This is a genomic window from Marinomonas sp. BSi20584 (genome assembly GCF_002792415.1).
GTDB lineage: Bacteria > Pseudomonadota > Gammaproteobacteria > Pseudomonadales > Marinomonadaceae > Marinomonas > Marinomonas polaris.
Window position 1 is genome coordinate 95,861 of the sequence record NZ_KZ454870.1, and the last position, 16,507, is coordinate 112,367.

General features: G+C 42.3%; 19 protein-coding genes. 11 read left to right on the top strand and 8 right to left on the bottom strand.

The window, feature by feature from the left end:
- Positions 1-173 precede the first annotated feature (173 nt).
- The gene (locus TY87_RS03240) at positions 174-755 is read right to left on the bottom strand and encodes a HupE/UreJ family protein (protein WP_100185965.1); all 582 of its coding nucleotides are present in this window, start codon (positions 753-755) and stop codon (positions 174-176) included.
- A 269-nt stretch (positions 756-1,024) separates the two neighbouring features.
- Here TY87_RS03240 and TY87_RS03245 point away from each other — a divergent pair, with 269 nt between their 5' ends.
- From TY87_RS03245 to TY87_RS03260, 4 genes are all read left to right on the top strand, one after another.
- Positions 1,025-1,354: a DUF2834 domain-containing protein gene (locus TY87_RS03245; RefSeq protein ID WP_100185966.1), complete on the top strand. Its 330-nt coding sequence runs from the start codon at positions 1,025-1,027 to the stop codon at positions 1,352-1,354.
- Positions 1,355-1,388: 34 nt separating this feature from the next.
- Complete coding sequence (locus tag TY87_RS03250) at positions 1,389-2,024, top strand: LysE family translocator (protein WP_100185967.1); 636 nt, start codon at positions 1,389-1,391, stop codon at positions 2,022-2,024.
- A gap of 28 nt (positions 2,025-2,052) precedes the next feature.
- Positions 2,053-2,316: a DksA/TraR family C4-type zinc finger protein gene (locus TY87_RS03255; protein WP_100185968.1), complete on the top strand. Its 264-nt coding sequence runs from the start codon at positions 2,053-2,055 to the stop codon at positions 2,314-2,316.
- Between the two features lie 185 nt (positions 2,317-2,501).
- Positions 2,502-3,086, top strand: a complete 585-nt coding sequence (locus tag TY87_RS03260) for a hypothetical protein (protein WP_100185969.1) — start codon at positions 2,502-2,504, stop codon at positions 3,084-3,086.
- A gap of 87 nt (positions 3,087-3,173) precedes the next feature.
- On the opposite strand, the gene TY87_RS03265 is transcribed toward TY87_RS03260, so the two are convergent.
- Positions 3,174-4,385, bottom strand: coding sequence for a phosphoribosyltransferase family protein (locus TY87_RS03265; protein ID WP_072839572.1), 1,212 nt, complete (start codon positions 4,383-4,385; stop codon positions 3,174-3,176).
- A gap of 260 nt (positions 4,386-4,645) precedes the next feature.
- Between TY87_RS03265 and nudK the strand changes: the two genes are divergently transcribed.
- Positions 4,646-5,227, top strand: a complete 582-nt coding sequence (nudK, locus tag TY87_RS03270; RefSeq protein WP_100185970.1) for a GDP-mannose pyrophosphatase NudK — start codon at positions 4,646-4,648, stop codon at positions 5,225-5,227.
- 63 nt (positions 5,228-5,290) lie between these two features.
- Here the strand turns inward: nudK and TY87_RS03275 are convergent, their stop codons facing one another.
- Entirely contained in the window at positions 5,291-6,352 is a 1,062-nt protein-coding gene (locus tag TY87_RS03275; protein ID WP_100185971.1) for a LacI family DNA-binding transcriptional regulator, read from the bottom strand.
- Positions 6,353-6,590: 238 nt separating this feature from the next.
- On the opposite strand from TY87_RS03275, the gene TY87_RS03280 reads away from it, so the two are divergent.
- Positions 6,591-7,937: an alpha/beta hydrolase family protein gene (locus tag TY87_RS03280; protein WP_157789865.1), complete on the top strand. Its 1,347-nt coding sequence runs from the start codon at positions 6,591-6,593 to the stop codon at positions 7,935-7,937.
- Between the two features lie 88 nt (positions 7,938-8,025).
- On the opposite strand, the gene TY87_RS03285 is transcribed toward TY87_RS03280, so the two are convergent.
- A complete protein-coding gene (locus TY87_RS03285; protein WP_100185972.1) occupies positions 8,026-8,976 on the bottom strand; it encodes an AraC family transcriptional regulator in 951 nt (316 codons plus the stop codon).
- 156 nt (positions 8,977-9,132) lie between these two features.
- Between TY87_RS03285 and TY87_RS03290 the strand changes: the two genes are divergently transcribed.
- From TY87_RS03290 to TY87_RS03305, 4 genes are all read left to right on the top strand, one after another.
- Positions 9,133-10,302, top strand: a complete 1,170-nt coding sequence (locus TY87_RS03290) for an MFS transporter (protein ID WP_100185973.1) — start codon at positions 9,133-9,135, stop codon at positions 10,300-10,302.
- Positions 10,303-10,319: 17 nt separating this feature from the next.
- Entirely contained in the window at positions 10,320-10,541 is a 222-nt protein-coding gene (locus tag TY87_RS03295; RefSeq protein ID WP_100185974.1) for a DeoR family transcriptional regulator, read from the top strand.
- Between the two features lie 102 nt (positions 10,542-10,643).
- Entirely contained in the window at positions 10,644-10,892 is a 249-nt protein-coding gene (locus TY87_RS03300) for a CopG family ribbon-helix-helix protein (RefSeq protein WP_100185975.1), read from the top strand.
- Positions 10,873-11,169: a type II toxin-antitoxin system RelE/ParE family toxin gene (locus TY87_RS03305; RefSeq protein WP_100186044.1), complete on the top strand. Its 297-nt coding sequence runs from the start codon at positions 10,873-10,875 to the stop codon at positions 11,167-11,169. The genes TY87_RS03300 and TY87_RS03305 overlap by 20 nt, the downstream gene beginning before the upstream one ends.
- A 123-nt stretch (positions 11,170-11,292) precedes the next feature.
- Here TY87_RS03305 and TY87_RS03310 read toward each other — a convergent pair whose 3' ends face one another.
- The 4 genes from TY87_RS03310 to TY87_RS03325 form a co-directional block, all read right to left on the bottom strand.
- Positions 11,293-11,475, bottom strand: coding sequence for a DUF3612 domain-containing protein (locus tag TY87_RS03310; protein WP_269777499.1), 183 nt, complete (start codon positions 11,473-11,475; stop codon positions 11,293-11,295).
- A gap of 14 nt (positions 11,476-11,489) precedes the next feature.
- A complete protein-coding gene (locus TY87_RS03315) occupies positions 11,490-12,089 on the bottom strand; it encodes a hypothetical protein (protein ID WP_100185976.1) in 600 nt (199 codons plus the stop codon).
- Between the two features lies 1 nt (position 12,090).
- On the bottom strand, positions 12,091-12,369 hold the full coding sequence (locus tag TY87_RS03320; protein WP_232617054.1) for a hypothetical protein: 279 nt from the start codon (positions 12,367-12,369) through the stop codon (positions 12,091-12,093).
- A 256-nt stretch (positions 12,370-12,625) separates the two neighbouring features.
- Complete coding sequence (locus tag TY87_RS03325; RefSeq protein ID WP_100185978.1) at positions 12,626-14,152, bottom strand: DUF3612 domain-containing protein; 1,527 nt, start codon at positions 14,150-14,152, stop codon at positions 12,626-12,628.
- A 143-nt stretch (positions 14,153-14,295) separates the two neighbouring features.
- Between TY87_RS03325 and TY87_RS03330 the strand changes: the two genes are divergently transcribed.
- Positions 14,296-16,497 (top strand): malate synthase G, encoded by a 2,202-nt coding sequence (locus tag TY87_RS03330; protein ID WP_100185979.1) that lies wholly within the window; start codon positions 14,296-14,298, stop codon positions 16,495-16,497.
- Positions 16,498-16,507: the final 10 nt, after the last annotated feature.

Below are 16,507 nucleotides of genomic sequence, written 5' to 3' on the forward strand. Positions count from 1 at the left end.
TACAGATAAATTCTTTATTAGTATTTAGTTTTTTTGTAAGCCTGAATAATCGGTATTAGAGTAAAAGCATTGAAGCTTGAGTGATGACTGGTTGAGAGGCTTAGTAGGAAAATATTTCCTGTAGAAGGAAGCGACCACTGTTTTTTTTGTAGACAAAGCAGTGGTCGCTAAGCTTATGCTAGCGCTAAAAATAATCCAGCGATAGCAATTAGACTACCTGTTACGCGAGTCACGATAGGTGCTTGGAAGCGAGCAACCGCCATACCAAAACCGATACCAGCAACATGCAACAGCGCCGTTGCAGCAGCGAAGCCCAATGCATATTCTGCACCGTTAGCATCCAGTGGCATTTCTAAGCCGTGCGCTGCGCCGTGGAAAAGAGCAAATAATCCTGCAGTGCCGGCACAAACCGCAACAGGAAAGCGTGCAGCGCCAATTAATAAAGCACCCATTAGAATCACCGACAAGACAATACCTTGCTCGATGAAAGGAACTTGAACGCCAGCAACAGCTAAACCGCCACCAACCAACATAGTACCAACGAAAGCCGCAGGCACAGCCCACAAAGCACGACCGCCAAGGCTAGCAGCCCAAAGGCCAATTGCTAGCATAGCCAATAAATGATCCAAGCCACCCATAGGGTGCATGAAGCCTGTCATGAAACTGGTTGAGTGTTCGTGTCCTGGGTGAGCAGATGCAAGAGCTGGTATTGCGGCAACAAGTGCGGCTAATCCCATTTTAAGCGATGAACGCATGGTGTTGTCTCCAAAAAAGTATATGAGTATGAAAGACCTTACAAAATAGTCTTCTCTAAACCACCGCTCTTGCGGCTGGAAGCGAGAATTCTAACATACCCACAGTTAGGGTAAATTGAATGATGTTGCCAATAGGTAACGAAATATTCTGTTTACATAAGAAAAGTTGAGATAAAAGGGGCTTCTCTTTGTTATATTATTTTAAATCTGTGTTTAAACACCCATTGCCAGCGATTAAAAATTAATAAGAGATACACGGAGGTATAGCAATGCTAATGTTTTATTTAGGTTTAGCAATTATTGGGACACTTATTCCTTATGCGGCTTTTGTTCCTTGGCTGCTGAAAAATGGTTTAGATCTACCACAGTTCTACATTGAAGCAATGGCTAATCCTATCAGTATTTTTGCATGGCTAGATGTTATTGTGGCAGCGATCACACTATTGGGTTTTATTGTTCATGATGGCCAAAAGAACCAAGTTAAGTGGCGATTTATAGCAATAGTTGGAACGTTAAGTGTTGGAGTGTCCTGCGGATTACCTTTGTACCTCTATTTACGGGAAAGGCAACGTTGTGCAGAACCAAGTAGAAGCGAATAAGAGTATTATTTAACAACAAACTTAAGGGCAAACTATGACTTTCCATCTATGGACTTTGTTTTTCTTAGCTTACTTGGTGACCACACTGTCGCCAGGGCCGAACGTATTATTAGTGCTTAAAAATAGTATTCAATTTGGTTGGAAATCTGCCTTTATTACGATTTTTGGTAATTTGACCTGCCAATTTTTGATTGTTTGTTTGGTTGCCTTGGGCGTTGGTGCACTCTTACAAACATTGCCAGTTTGGTTTCTGGTGATGAAAATATTAGGCGGAAGCTATTTGATTTACCTTGGTATTAAAGCCTTGAAATCCAAAAAGAAATCAACTTTTGATGCTGTAGATAATACTGCCGTAACTAATTCGACTAAAACGGGACTTGCGCTGTTTGGAGAAGCTTTCTTGGTCTCTGCAAGTAATCCTAAAACACTAATATTTTTGTCCGCCTTCTTGCCTCAGTTTTTAACCCTAGAGTCGCCTGCGTATCAACAGTTTTCGGTTATGTTTATTACTATCTGCGCTATCGTTACCAGCGTACATATCGGCTATGCTTTTGGTATTGCTCGTCTAGGAAAACGTTTCTCGCTAAAAAACATGGAAGCCAAAATCACCAAAATAACTGGCGGGTTGTTTATCACTATGGGCGGCGGAATATTGTTGAGTAATCGATAAGGCAAATATAAAGAAGAGGGCTCGCTTTATGGCTAGCGGTTGGGCGCAAGATGGCGCAGTGCAAGATCAAATAGACGCGACGGTCGACTCTGAAGTAGAGCGTGCGAAAAACAGCATGCCAAAAGGCGAGAGCTTGACCCATTGTGAAGAATGCGACGCAGTGATTCCAGAGCCTCGTCGCAAAGCCATTCAGGGTGTACGTTTGTGTATTCAATGTCAGTCTGAACAAGAGAAGAAAGGCCGTTCCGCTTTGTATAATCGAGCTGGCAGTAAAGACAGCCAGCTAAGATAAGATCCGTTAGCTTTTCTTCTATTTCATTGATCTAAATTCCACTGTTATTCACTGAATCTGCGTATTTATCGTCGAATTTTGCCTGCTTGATCTTCTTCATTATGGTAAGGTTTCGCCTATCTAAAAGAGTGTTTTGGCTATGAGTCTGATGCTCTGTTTCTTTCAGAATAAATAAGGATGAGGTTGTGGCAGACACTTACTCAACAGAAGTAAATAAATTAGAAAAGTTGCGTGCGGCTTGGTTGCCTGCAGTAGAGTTTCTTTTTGGCGAAGCCGTTGTTGAAGCCAAATTTGATGGCTTTGAAGTCAGTGATGACATTGCTAAACCAAGTGCCGTATTTGAGCACGCTGATGAACCATATCGTTATAAGATTCAGATGCCAGCTCGAGTATTCAGTAACGATGTCATGTTATTGGCGGATGTAATTCAAGAAATGGTACGTGGTCAATATCCTGTTGGTTTTGAAGGCACTAAAACGCCAGCATTGTGTGAAGGAGTCGCTGTTTTTTGTGCGATTACTGCTATCAAGCAAGTGTTCGGAGAAGAGTCGGTTGACTCGTACTTGAACGCATTGCGTGAGCAAGCTTTTCCTTATTACGACGCGTTCTCTTATGTTGCGGTCTTGTTAGCTGAAGACCCACAAGCGATCAAGAAATTACGTGGTGTTCAGCCTTTCTTATACAAGGTAGAGCGAGCGGATTTTGAATCGGCACAAGTAGAAATAGATCGTAAAATCAAAGACATTCTTTTATTAGCTTTTCGTGCTTAATCAATAAAATTGAGCAAAAGAAATAAAAATGCCGCGTGATCGCGGCATTTTTGTATTCTTGAATACTTACTTGAACAGTGTTTAATTCTAGCCCTTCAATTCAGACAGTTCTTCACTGAACCAAATTTTGCGTTTAAAACGTGGGTTTTTAGACGACATATCGATTTTGTAAGGGTTTGGCTCGTGAGTTTGTGGCAAATCCAGAATGTTGCAAAGCTCTTGAGCAAGCCATTTTTCCACTTTTAATACGACCATTTTCTTACGTAAACGACCTTGTTCATCACGATTCAAAATCGTTGGTAAGGTATTTAGTGTTAAAATCTCGCCAATCGCTGGATGCGCCATACGCTCACGACCTTCATCGCTGGCATAAAAATGCGATACTGCAAACACCATACGTTCAGGATTGATTTGTTGTAAGAATTGGCAAGATTTCACTACGGTAGAACCGGTACGAACCATGTCATCGAACAACACAATGCTTGCGCCGTCTAAGCCGTCAAAAGTGTGTTCGCTTTCTTTATGCAGAGTGATTTCTACTTTGCGTTCAGCGGTACGGTCTTTATCAAGCATGATGAATTTAGCTTTGCTGAGACCTAGAGTTTTGAACATTTCTTTAACGAAATCGCGTGCGCCTTTGTCTGGTGCGCAAAGAACAAGCCCTTCGCCGTCTTCGCCGTAGTTCAGGATGTTTGAATTCAACAAGTAATGGGCGTAAATCTCATAAGGGATTAAGTTATGGAAGTCGCCTTCAAACACTTCAGTAAACATCTTTTGCACAGAATCGGAATGGTTGTGAATCGTCATCACAGTATCCACACCAGACAGCTTTAATAGCTGAGCATAAAGCTTAGCAGTGAAAGGCTGACCATCGAATTTTTTAACGTCTTGGATATCACGTTCAAAACTGGTTTCGCCTAAGCTCTGATGAGGGCCACGATCTTGTGCGCTGTAGAATAAGTCTGGCTCAACCAGAATAACGCGGTCGGCACCATTTTCTTTTGCAGCACGAGCGATAATCAGGTTAGACATCGCTAGTTCTTGGCGACTTTTTACATGACTGCCAGTACTAACGATGATGACAGCCTTACCCTTGAGTTTGCGGCCAATGTTATCGAAATCTGCTTCGTCAGAAATAAAACGTGGGCAGAATTCGGAGTTCATGAACTGTTTCATACTGATCAAATCAGCGATGTCTTCGTGTTGACCCATTGCATAAGCGACATCAATAGCAAACGGATTATCGGAAGAGTTACTAACAACGACGACATTAGTAGCCTGACCGGTCGACAAAGTCATGAGAGATCCTTAACTAAGGGTAGGGGAATTTGCGCTGATTTTAATACTTGTAGGCTTTTTTCGATAGGGCTGATTGAGGATAAATGGCATTTTTATGTCGATTAGGTGTTACATGATATTTGTGACAGGTGTAAACCGATGCCATTCTACGTTTTCTTAAAGCCCTTTATTAGAATGAATAGATCAGGGAGCTCCAGTGCTGCTATATTTTGATTTTAATCATTTTTGTTAATAGCTATAAACTTTATAAGGAAGCAAGCATGAGTACGACGGATATTCGTAACATAGAAAAAACGCTATTATCTGATAACTGGTATACCTTGAATAAATTTTCTTTTGAGTTGAAAGGCCAGAATGGTCAGTGGCAATATCAAGAGCGTGAGGCGTACGATAGAGGTAATGGCGCAACGATTCTGCTCTATAACATTGAAAAAAAGACCGTAGTGTTGACTCGACAATTCAGAATGCCCACTTACGTAAATGGTAATCATGATGGGATGCTGATTGAGTCTTGTGCAGGTCTATTAGATCAAGATAATCCCGAAGATTGCATAAAACGAGAAACGGAAGAGGAAACAGGCTTTAAAGTTGAACACGTCACAAAAGTCTTTGAAGCTTATATGTCGCCAGGTTCTGTCACGGAAATGCTGTACTTTTTTGTGGCTGAATATTCAGACAACATGAAGATATCTGATGGTGGTGGCCTTGAGCATGAACAAGAAAATATAGAAGTGCTTGAATTAGACTTTCAGCTAGCCTGCTCTATGGTCGATTCTGGTGAGATTAAAGATGGAAAAACCATCATGTTGCTGCAATACGTTAAGTTAAACGGCTTGCTCTAATGTAAAAGCAAAATTTGCTGCTTACCTGAGGGTATAGAAGCATCATGTTAGCCATTAAACAGCTTATTTCTTCGGTGGTAGAAGAGAAAACTCTTTATTCAAACGAAATTGATGAGGAAGATAAACCGGCTCGGTTGGTGGTGAATGGTTCCAAATGGCTTTCAAGGTGACCATTGTGGCAGGTCCATATAAGCTTGCAGGAACGCCAACCGAGTTTAGCCAACTAGCAATCCAAGGGTTCAGCGGGTTGTCATCAAAGCCAAAAAAAGTGATGTCTTCCAGAGGATCTAACCCCGCTTCCTGAGTGAGACGATATGCTCCATAGGCTAGCATATCACTTAGACAGACAATGACATTCGGTCTTTTGGGCATGTCTAAAAAGGTTTGCATACTTTTATACCCGACCTCAAGATGATTAAGCCCTTCTATGTGAGCATGAGGGACATCATCGGGATAAATGCCTGCTTCTGACAACCTATCTAGCAGACCTCTGCGTCGTTCCGCCGCGGCAGTAAAACTCAGTGATGCATGAATGATCCCAATGTTTTTCTTTCCATGCTGTAGAAGTAAATTTGCGACATCAACACCGGCTTGGTAATTATTGATGCCAACATAGTAGCTATTCTTTTGGTCTGGAGCGGGGCGATTAATAAAGAGCAATGTCGTATCACTGTTACGGTAATCAGTTAAAAGCTCACTTTGCACCGCGCCAATGATGACAACTGCACGAGCCAGTTGAGACTGCATCTCGCGTAAGTATTCGTCTTGTATCTTTGCCTCTTCATGAGTATCACACAAGGACATAATATAGCCTTCGTCCCTTAACGCCCACTCTATTGATGAAGCAATTGCCGACATCGTAGGGTTGGCCAAACTAGCGGCTAATACACCAACCATACGACTTTCCTGGCATCTTAATGCTCTGCCAATACTTGCTGGTCTGTAGCCGAGTTCCTCAACCGCTTTTTTGACTTGCAGAATAGTTTGCTCTGACGCCTTGTTCGTAATTCCATTGATGATACGAGAAGCTGTTGCTGTCGATACCTTGGCATGAGCCGCCACCATAGCTAAAGACACCTTGCTGTTGGTGGTGTGCTTTTGTTTTCGGCGCGGGCTTGGTGGCATGCAGTTTCCTTACTAGGAGGTATTGAAGAGTTAAGATTTTATCTTCGTTTGGTGGGAGCAACAAGCGAGGAAAAGGTTTTGTCAGTATAAGTAAGTTTTAGTACTTGAGAATGATGGATTGACCTGTTTATACTTCATTGGTTAATCGATTACCTAAACACTGCTTAAAGATACAATAATCGCTTTTAGGTGAGCTTTTTAAATGTTAAAAACAATAAAGATAATAAGGAAAGTTGTAATGATAAATAAGCTAATGACCCGATGTACCTTAACGTTGTTGGTTGCTTCTTGTATCCCATTTCCTGCCGTAAGAGCAGAAAATAGAATTGATATCATTCGAGCCGATGCCCCTGAGCTTGCAGCTTATGGAGAGCAAACAGTAGGTGTCAGACAAATTGATTTTATTCATAAAAAACAGATCGACGTTTTAAACACGGATAATGACAGAAAAGATGGAGATGCTTTTCCGTATTATGATCGTCCATTAACGGTTGAAGTTTGGTATCCAGCATTAGCCAACGCCAAAGGTTCTAGAGTAATAAAAGCTTTCATCAGAGATGGCAAAACCAAAGTCGACTTACATGGTCAGGCGATTGTAGAAGCCAAACCAGCTAAAACTGAAAAAGCGTTTCCATTGGTGATTATTTCCCACGGTTATCCTGGAAACCGGTTTTTAATGGCGCCCATAGCAGAGAATATTGCTTCAAAAGGCTACGTAGTGGTGTCTATTGATCATACCGATTCGACTTATAGTACTTTATCCAAGATCAGCTCAAGCTTGGTCAATAGAACCAAAGATCAACTGTTTATCTTGGATCAAATTAGTCATCTTGCAAAAGACAAAAGCTCCTTTCTGTATAATCTGGTGGATGTGAATAATACTGGGATTATTGGTTATTCAATGGGCGGATATGGCACAGTAGTGACAGTAGGTGGTGGTTTGACGCAATATGCCTTGGATCAACGTGACGGTCTTTTTTCGACACCTAAAGGCACGCTAGATCAGTACTTGAGTGGAAGCAAAGAGTATCTCGCCTTAGCGGATAGTCGAATAAAAACGGCTGTCACCTTTGCTCCTGCAGGTATGAAAAGACACTTCATGGATTCAGAAACGACAAAGGGAATTCGAGTTCCCATGTTATTTATAGCGGGTTCAGTGGACGACGTTGTTGGCTATGAAGACGGAGTGCGTTCTTTATGGAAGTCTGCATCCAGTGTTGATCGTTCATTGTTGACATTCGACTATGCAAATCACAATGCAGGCGCACCGATGGCGCCACCAGAAGAAGCCAACAAGGTGGACGCTGATTTAGGCTTTAATTTAACCATGCATTATCTTGATCCAGTTTGGGATAACGTACGCATGAACAATATTTCAACGCACTTTATTACAGCATGGCTAGGTAAGTATTTGAAACATGATTCTGCTATGTCGAGCTACTTTGATTTAGTACCTGTTTCTAATGATGGCAAGTATATCAAGGAAAAAAACGGGACGGATAATTCAGACAATACTTACTGGAAAGGTTTCCCTAATAGAAGCGCAAGTGGATTGAGATTTGAAAGTTTAAAGGCAGGCTCTTAAAAACAACTAAAAGCGTCATGAATGGCTAATTTAGGTAAGATCCAAAAGTAGTTAATCAGGCTTTTGGGTCTTGCCTTCTATTGCGAAATTAGCTTGATTTGGTTTGTGTTATGGGAAAGTTGTTAGCTAAAGGATGATCTAAGGTTACGCTGTAATTTTTCCGGAATTGCATTGGGGTTACATTAAAGGTAAGTCTAAATTTTTTAGCAAAGTAGGCTGAACAGTTGAAACCACTTTCGTAAGCAATGTCTGCGATTTTTTTATTGCTTTCGGTCAGTAGTTGAACCGATTTCCGTAACCGATAATTTAATAAGTAGCTGTTTGGTGAGCAACTCAGAGCGTTACGAAATATACGATAACATTCACTTTCACTGATGTTTGCTGCCTGACTAATATCGGCAATAGAAATGCGCTCTTCATAATTGCTATGAATGAAATTTAGCAAAGATTGTATGCGTTTTTCGTTGGCCTTTACGGTGTTTTGGCTAACGGTGATGTCTTGCTGATTGGTACAGAAAATGTGCCAAAATTTCATCAATGCAATATTCATATAAAACTCGCGATCAGAACCTTGCTCTTTCCATACATTAAAGGCTGTCGCCAGCTCATTGATCACTTGCTGGTGCCAAGCTTTATTGCCGGAGAATTTATAAAGCAGCAGTTCTTTGTTATTGATAACAGGAAGTACATGCTTTTTATAAATTAGCCCAAAGTCAACACCACCAAGCATTTTTGGACTGAACACCACATTGAGTATTCGACAGTCTTCAGTGCCATGGTTCGTTAGTTTGTGCAAGGTATTGGCATTAATAAAGACCATTTCGCCAGTTTTCACTATGTCACTAGAGTTAATACATTCGACCTTGGTCGCGCCTTCTATAACCAGCACGACTTCTATTTCATCATGCCAATGCCACGGCACTTCACCACCAACAAAGTGTGAAAAACGTTCATCATAAGATCCACAAGGAAAGTCATGACTCCCGTGAATAGTCAGCTCTCTGCCGTTTTCTTCTGTTTCAATCTTATAAATCTGCATGACATCGCTTAGTAAAGTGGTCCGGTTAAATAGTTCGTAAAAAAAGTTTTGTTACATCGTCTTGGTAGAATCGTTGTATTTTAAGAGAGTATATACCTATATATAAAGCTAACCAGACGGTATTGTTTTAAAAAATTAAAACAGGTGAACACCGTCATGCTTTTGCTTTTCATTATCTACATCGCTTTTATCAGTTTAGGTCTGCCTGATGCCGTACTTGGCTCAGCGTGGCCGGTTATGAAAAACGACTTAAATGCTTCACTAGAATTTGCAGGTGTTATTTCTCTTATCATTAGTGCTGGCACTGTGATCTCTAGCCTTTATGTGACGAAAGCGATTCATTATTTTGGAATAGGAAAAGTTGTTGCGCTAAGTGTTTTACTGACAGCGGTGGCACTACTTGGCTTTAGTATGTCCAACATGGCATGGGCGCTTGTGTTCTTGGCTATTCCATTAGGTGTTGGGGCGGGCGCTGTGGATGCTGCATTGAACAACTTTGTTGCATTACATTACAAAGCCAAGCATATGAATTATCTGCATTCATTCTGGGGTGTTGGTGCGACCGCTGGTCCACTTCTAATGGCGAATTATTTGGCCCTCAAAGAAGGTTGGCGTGATGGCTACATGACCATTGCGGTCGTGCAATTATTACTGGTCATTTTATTATTTGCTTCCCTTCCACTGTGGAGGCAGTTTGTTACTCGCTCGGTAAAAAGGGATGAGACAAGTACTCCGTTAGTGACAAATACTTCTGCACTAAAAATAAAAGGAGTATCGCTGCAATTAGCCATGTTCTTTAGTTATTGTTCCATAGAAACGAGCACTGGATTGTGGGCTGCGAGTTACCTAACGACAGAGCGAAATATTTTGCCAGTTGATGCCGCTTTTTGGGTAGCAATGTACTATTTAGGTATTACAGCAGGGCGCTTTGCCTGTGGAGTGATCGCAGAAAAAGTGGCAGAAGAAACCCTTATCCGCTCAGGCGTTGTCATTATTTTGTTCGGCTGCATCTTGCTTGCTCTACCATTTTCAGATGAGTTGGCAAAAATAGGCTTGATATTCATTGGGTTAGGTTGTGCGCCAATCTTTCCGAACACCATTCAAATGACTCCGAAACGTTTTGGCTCATCGGCATCGCAAGCCATTATTGGTTTATCTATGGCGACGGCTTATATCGGCATCATGGTCGTACCGCCAATACTTGGCGCCACAGCAAAAGTATTCACCTTTGCTTCATTCCCCATGATATTGCTGTTGCTGGCTGGCATTATATTGCTAACGACCGAACGATTAAGGCGTTACAGCGACATGTCATTGCGCCAGTAGGCAAGTGAGGTATTCTGATGAGCAACAGGAAGATGCAAAATATTCAGCGACAACAAACAATACTGCTTTTGCTAGCACTGGATGGAAAAGTATTCTCTAAGACACTAAAGCAGCGATTTAATGTGTCGGATAACATCATTTGCAACGATATGATTTATTTAGAAAAAGCGGGCTTGTTAAAACGTATTGAAGCTGGCGCAATAGCAGTAGAAGAGTGTTTGGAGACAGAAGAAAAATAGTTGTTATCTTGTCTTATTCACCGTCAAATTTTAAGACTGATGAAGACAAAGAAACATGTATGGACTATGATTTAGATTCTTAGAGAACCTCGGAGAATGTCAATGTCTTTAAAAGCAACCTCAGTCAGACTAGACGAAGAGACACTGCAACGTGTTGGACAAATGGCTGAAGCAATGGATAGGCCTCGAGCATGGCTAATGGCGGAAGCTATTAAACAATACGTTGCCCGCGAAGATTGGTTTATCCATGAAGTTGAAAAAGGCATTGAGTCAGCGGACAAAGGTAAATGGATCGACCATTCTGATATTAAAGCGAAATGGGATGCAAAGCGTGCTGCTCAAATGGACTGACTTAGCAGAACTTGATTTAGAAAAAATCGAAGCCTACATCGCAGAAGATAATAGCCAAATTGTTGCTATTGATGTGGTAATGAAGGTCATTGATAACGTAAATCTTATTCTGTCTGAACACCCGAGAGCTGGACGCTATGGCAGAGTGAAAAACACACGAGAACTTGTTATTGCAGGTTTGCCTTTTGTTGTCGTTTATCGAGAAAATTTGTCTGTAAACTGCCTAGAAATCTTACGTGTGCTTCATGAATTGCATCATTGGCCTGTGAGTGAATGATTGTCTAGCCTGTCGGTTTTAAAAGCCAAGCCGTGTGGTGTTTTGCGCTGACGACGTCAGTGACGCAAGTAAAATACTACACGGTTTGGCTTCTGCCTATGGACTTTTCCCCAAACAAGCTGACTACCTCGCCTCACATTGTTGATAGCAACTCGGTTTCCTCGGGCAAACGGCACCCCAGGAGCAAATCAATCGAGCATCGTTGTCTATGCCACGTTCGATCCAATTAATGTTAAGTATTTTCGCTACGCTCATTAGGTTTTTTTGATGTTTCTTGGGATCTGAACTTGATGAATAAACAACCACGATACTTTAATCACTCATGCAAAAGCCGCGGCGAAGTTTTGCAATTCTGCTAGATGTTTTGGTTGTTTAGGCTGAACGATGTCCTCATTGATTCTAAGTATCAGACTTTTAAAGACTTCCGTATTATTTTTCAGTTTTTGCGATGCCATTAAGGATTTGATTTCGTTAATACTCTTTTCATTAAGCTTAACGGAAAAGCGTTTTGAGGCTTTTGCCTTGGCAAGGTCGGATGTTAACAGCAAGCCTAAGTCGTTTTGAGAGAATCGATTGGAACTTAAGGCGTGAAGATAGTACAAAACCAAGGCTTTATTAAAGCTGTCTCCTAAGCTGGCGTCTATTTTCTGCGTCGCTATATTTAGAATATCTAAAAAGTGAGCAGGCAAACGCACATCAATTGGCGTTTTGATTTTATTGTACTCGGCACGCACTTTTGCGGTGGATTGTTTTGGGATGCTAACTACGTTATTACAGTGATTACACACCGCCGCCAAGATATTTTTCACCATGCCTGAATCATCATTAAAATTGACATCTCGAAGCTGATAAGTCGCGTGTGTTAAACCACATTCTGGACAAATGACCTGTCTTGAATCACCTTCTTTAACTATCTTCATTTTACACTCCGCTTTCGTGAACACTGATAAACATGGCATCGGGCTCGATAAAGTAAAATTTTATATACCATCGTTTACCATTCTTGAATGGCTTTAATACATGTACATCAATAGTAGGTGCTTGATGGTGAGGGCTGTATTCATATTCGTTGCCGCGAGTATGACGTATCAGTTCAATAACCTCATCATCGTTTAACTGACCGCACTGGAAAAGGTTTTTGACATCAATTTTTTCTCTTACTTCATGGTCGTATGAGCCATTTTCTAAGCAAGTTATCACTTGTGATTTCACATCCTTGAAACCCATCGCTACTTTTTTTTGTACGAAATAAATCGTACCTTTTTATTGTACGTCATTATTCGTACTTTTCAATCCGTTATCTTTATTTTAGTTCAAACTATCACCAAAAACCGAGACGATAAAAAAATATAAGTAGAAGTTAGCCGTGTGGTGTTTTGCGTTGACGACGTCAGTGACGCAAGTAAAACACTAAACGGCTTGGCTTCCACTGGTAAACTCTCTCCAAATAAGCCGACTATCTCGCTTCACATTGTTGATAACAGCTCGGTTTCCTTGGGCAGACGGCGCCGCGTGAGCAAATCAACCGAGCATCGTTGTCTATGCCGCGTTCGATCCAATTAATGTTAAGTATTTTCGCTACGCTCATTAGGTCTTTTTTGATGCTTCTTGGGATCTGTGAGGAACCGCCTTTGGTGACGCAGGCTTCGCGTAGATCTGCCGCGATGGAGAGGGCGTCTTTGCCTTGGGCATCAATGGCAGGATTCAAATCGATGCCGGAGCAAAGTACGTGATTGTTGCCTGCAAGATCTTGTACTTTGATCGATTCACAAGCGTAAATCCGCGGCTCGTCGCCGACATTAAGAATCGATATTTGTGCAGAAGTGCCCGTGCTTGGTTCGCTTATTTTGCGAAACACAGACCAGTGCTGACAAGGATCTTCCACCATACTCATATTGCCCCAAGGCAGTGGAATGCCATTACCACGATACACGGCTTTAAGTTTGCCCGGAGCGTAGGCATCAAAATAATGCCAATGCGGATAAGGCGATGCTGCCGTCATACGGCGCATGGTGACGGATTCAGAAACACCCGCTAGTTGTGCGGTATTAATTTCGTAGCCATTACGATCTAGCATTTGTCGAAATGGAACTTTTGGGCAAAGCAGTGCGCCCGCAAAAAAGCTACATTCGAAGTCCCGCCATGCGTACAAAATATCCTGAGCATCCATCCCCGATGATTGCAGTTTCGCGTTCTGCGCTTGTAAGGGCGAGATCTCATTTCGTCCTGTGACCAAGACGTTTTTCATGCCGTCTTTGTCGTGTAAAACCGTGTGACCAATATGCACCGCGAGATTGTATTTCAACCGTTGTGGCTGGGCCTTCATGATTTGGTTGATGTAGATTGTACTTGGCGGATCAAAGAAAGAAGTCACCACATGGCTTTCACTGATGCCCATTTCTTGTAAAACCGCTAACGGAGTTTTTCTAAACCACTTGATCTGCAAACCCATTTGCTTGGTGATGGCGACAATCTCATCAAGGCTTAATGGTAAGCGCTTGAGTCCTACTTCTTCGGCGGCTCGCTCTAAATCTGGGAAATGATTTTGATGATGCTCTTGGTGGGCGCGAATCAACAAATGAGCAAATTGACGACCGCTGGTGCCAGTTTGGGAAAGCATCTCAGGAATGGCGATTTGTAGTATTTCTTTCGAGAACAAAAAGTTTGGCTCTAACGCCATACCATTAATGCCACCGCCAGACCCTTTTGTTGGAGTAATGGCTTCTTCTTCCGGAATATCATCTAAAAACCATTCGACATCTTTTTGAAAAACGCTGGCGATGACTTCCAATACGTCTTCACTGGGGATGCGTTTCCCCCTTTCTATCATGGATAAATAAGACACTGATGGGGCAGATTCTGCGTCTACTTTTATGCATCGCGCCGACAGGTCTTCCATCGTCAAACGGTTGCGTTTACGCAGGTTGCGGATCTTAGTACCCAAAAAATGGGCTTTGCGATTGAGGCTATTTTTATTTTTCATTTTTGTAAAATTTACACTGTGTAATTCTTATTGTGAAATTTTATCTTAGTAGGGCATAGACTATAAATCAAGCAATCGTAAGAGAGATCAAACGAATTGCTAACCCTAAGAATCAGATAGATATAAGAAAGAAGGAAAGCGAGATGAATATGCCCCAAGCTAAAAATAACAGTGTGATTCATCCAGGGTTTTGCAACTTCATCAATGAAGAAGTGCTGCCACTTCACGCTATCGAACCGACAACATTTTGGCGCGACCTTGAACAGTTAGTTGCTGACTTGTCACCGATTAATCGCCAACTATTGGCCACTCGCGATGCGATGCAACAACAGATTGATCAATGGCATCTCGCTCGAAAAGGCCAAGCCATGGACATAAAGGCTTATGAAGCCTTCTTGCGTGAGATTGGTTATTTGGTCACAGAAGGCGAAGATTTCACCATCACCACGACGAATATCGATGAGGAAATCGCTCACTTGGCTGGACCTCAATTAGTTGTGCCAGTAAAGAACGCTCGCTTTGCATTGAATGCCGCCAATGCACGTTGGGGCAGTTTGTACGACGCTTTTTACGGTACAGATGTCATTGCGAAAACAGCAGGACTAGAAACAGCTGTTTTACACAATAAAGGCTACAACCCAGCTCGTGGCGAAGCGGTGATTGCCAAAGCTAAAGAATTTTTGGATGACGTGTTTCCGCTGGAGTCTGGTTCTCATAAAGATGTGATCAGCTACGTGGTTTATTACCACCATTTATTGGCTTTTTTCCAAGATGGCAGTCAAACCGGTTTACAGCAGCCTTGTCAGCTGGTGGCAGTAAACGGTCAGCGCAGTGAACCAGAGGCCATTTTGCTAAAAAACAATGGCTTGCACGTAGAGATCCAATTTGATCGTAACGGTAAAAACGGTGCGAAAGACCCAGCCAATATCAACGACATTCTTATTGAATCGGCATTGAGCACCATTATTGATTGCGAAGACTCTGTGGCAGCCGTTGATGCGGAAGACAAAATTGAAGTGTATCGCAATTGGTTAGGACTGATGCAAGGCACGCTAGAAGCCAGCTTTAGCAAAGATGGGCAAACGCAAACGCGTCGCATGAACCCTGACCGTATTTTTACGGATTTGGATAATCAGGAATACCGTCTACATGGTCGTTCTTTATTGTTGGTACGCAACGTGGGTCACTTGATGGAATGTGACTTGATGCAAGACGAGCTAGGTAACTTTGTACCGGAAGGCATCATGGATGCGGTAGTGACAACCTTGATTGGCGCGCTGGATTTGCAACGCTCAGAAGGTATGACTCGAAACCGAATGCGTAATAGTCGCACTGGCAGCATTTATATCGTCAAGCCAAAGATGCACGGACCAGAAGAAGTGGCGTTTAGCTGTGAGTTATTTAGTCGAGTAGAACAGATGCTTGGTTTGCCAGAAAACACCATCAAGATTGGCATTATGGACGAAGAACGTCGTACTACCTTGAACCTGAAAGAGTGCATTCGTCAGGCGAAATCACGAGTGTTCTTTATCAATACTGGCTTTCTAGATCGTACTGGCGATGAGATTCACACCAGTATGCAAGCAGGGCCATTTTTGCCAAAAGATCAGATTAAAACTCAGCCTTGGATTCAAGCCTACGAAAACCGCAACGTAGACATAGGTTTGCAATGTGGTTTACAGGGCAAAGCACAAATTGGCAAGGGAATGTGGGCGATGCCGGATGAAATGGCGGCGATGATGACAGCCAAAATTGCGCATCCAAAAGCCGGCGCAAATACGGCTTGGGTGCCTTCGCCAACGGCGGCGACATTGCATGCTTTGCATTATCACCAAGTGAATGTGTTTGAAGTACAAGAACGTATTAAACGCCGTCCGCAAGCGAGCCTAACGGATTTACTTACCATCCCGACAATTCCAAGCAATTTGACCTTGTCGGACCAAGTGATTGAGCGAGAAATCGAAAACAATGTTCAGGGTTTGCTGGGTTATGTAGTGCGCTGGGTTGAAGCGGGCGTTGGTTGTTCGAAAGTGCCAGATATTAACAATGTGGGCTTGATGGAAGATCGTGCCACTTTGCGAATTTCCAGCCAGCATTTGGCTAACTGGTTACTGCATGGACTTTGCGATAAAGAACAGATTGATGACGTGATGCAGCGTATGGCGCTGGTGGTAGATGAACAGAATAAAACCACAGAAGGTTACCAACCTATGTCGTCAAACTTATTAACCAGTTACGCCTATAAAGCGGCGCAGGATTTGATTTTTAAAGGCGTGATTCAGGCAAATGGTTATACCGAACCTTTGCTACACGCATACCGAGTTAAAGCGAAAGCAGCGAATTGATTTTTTATTA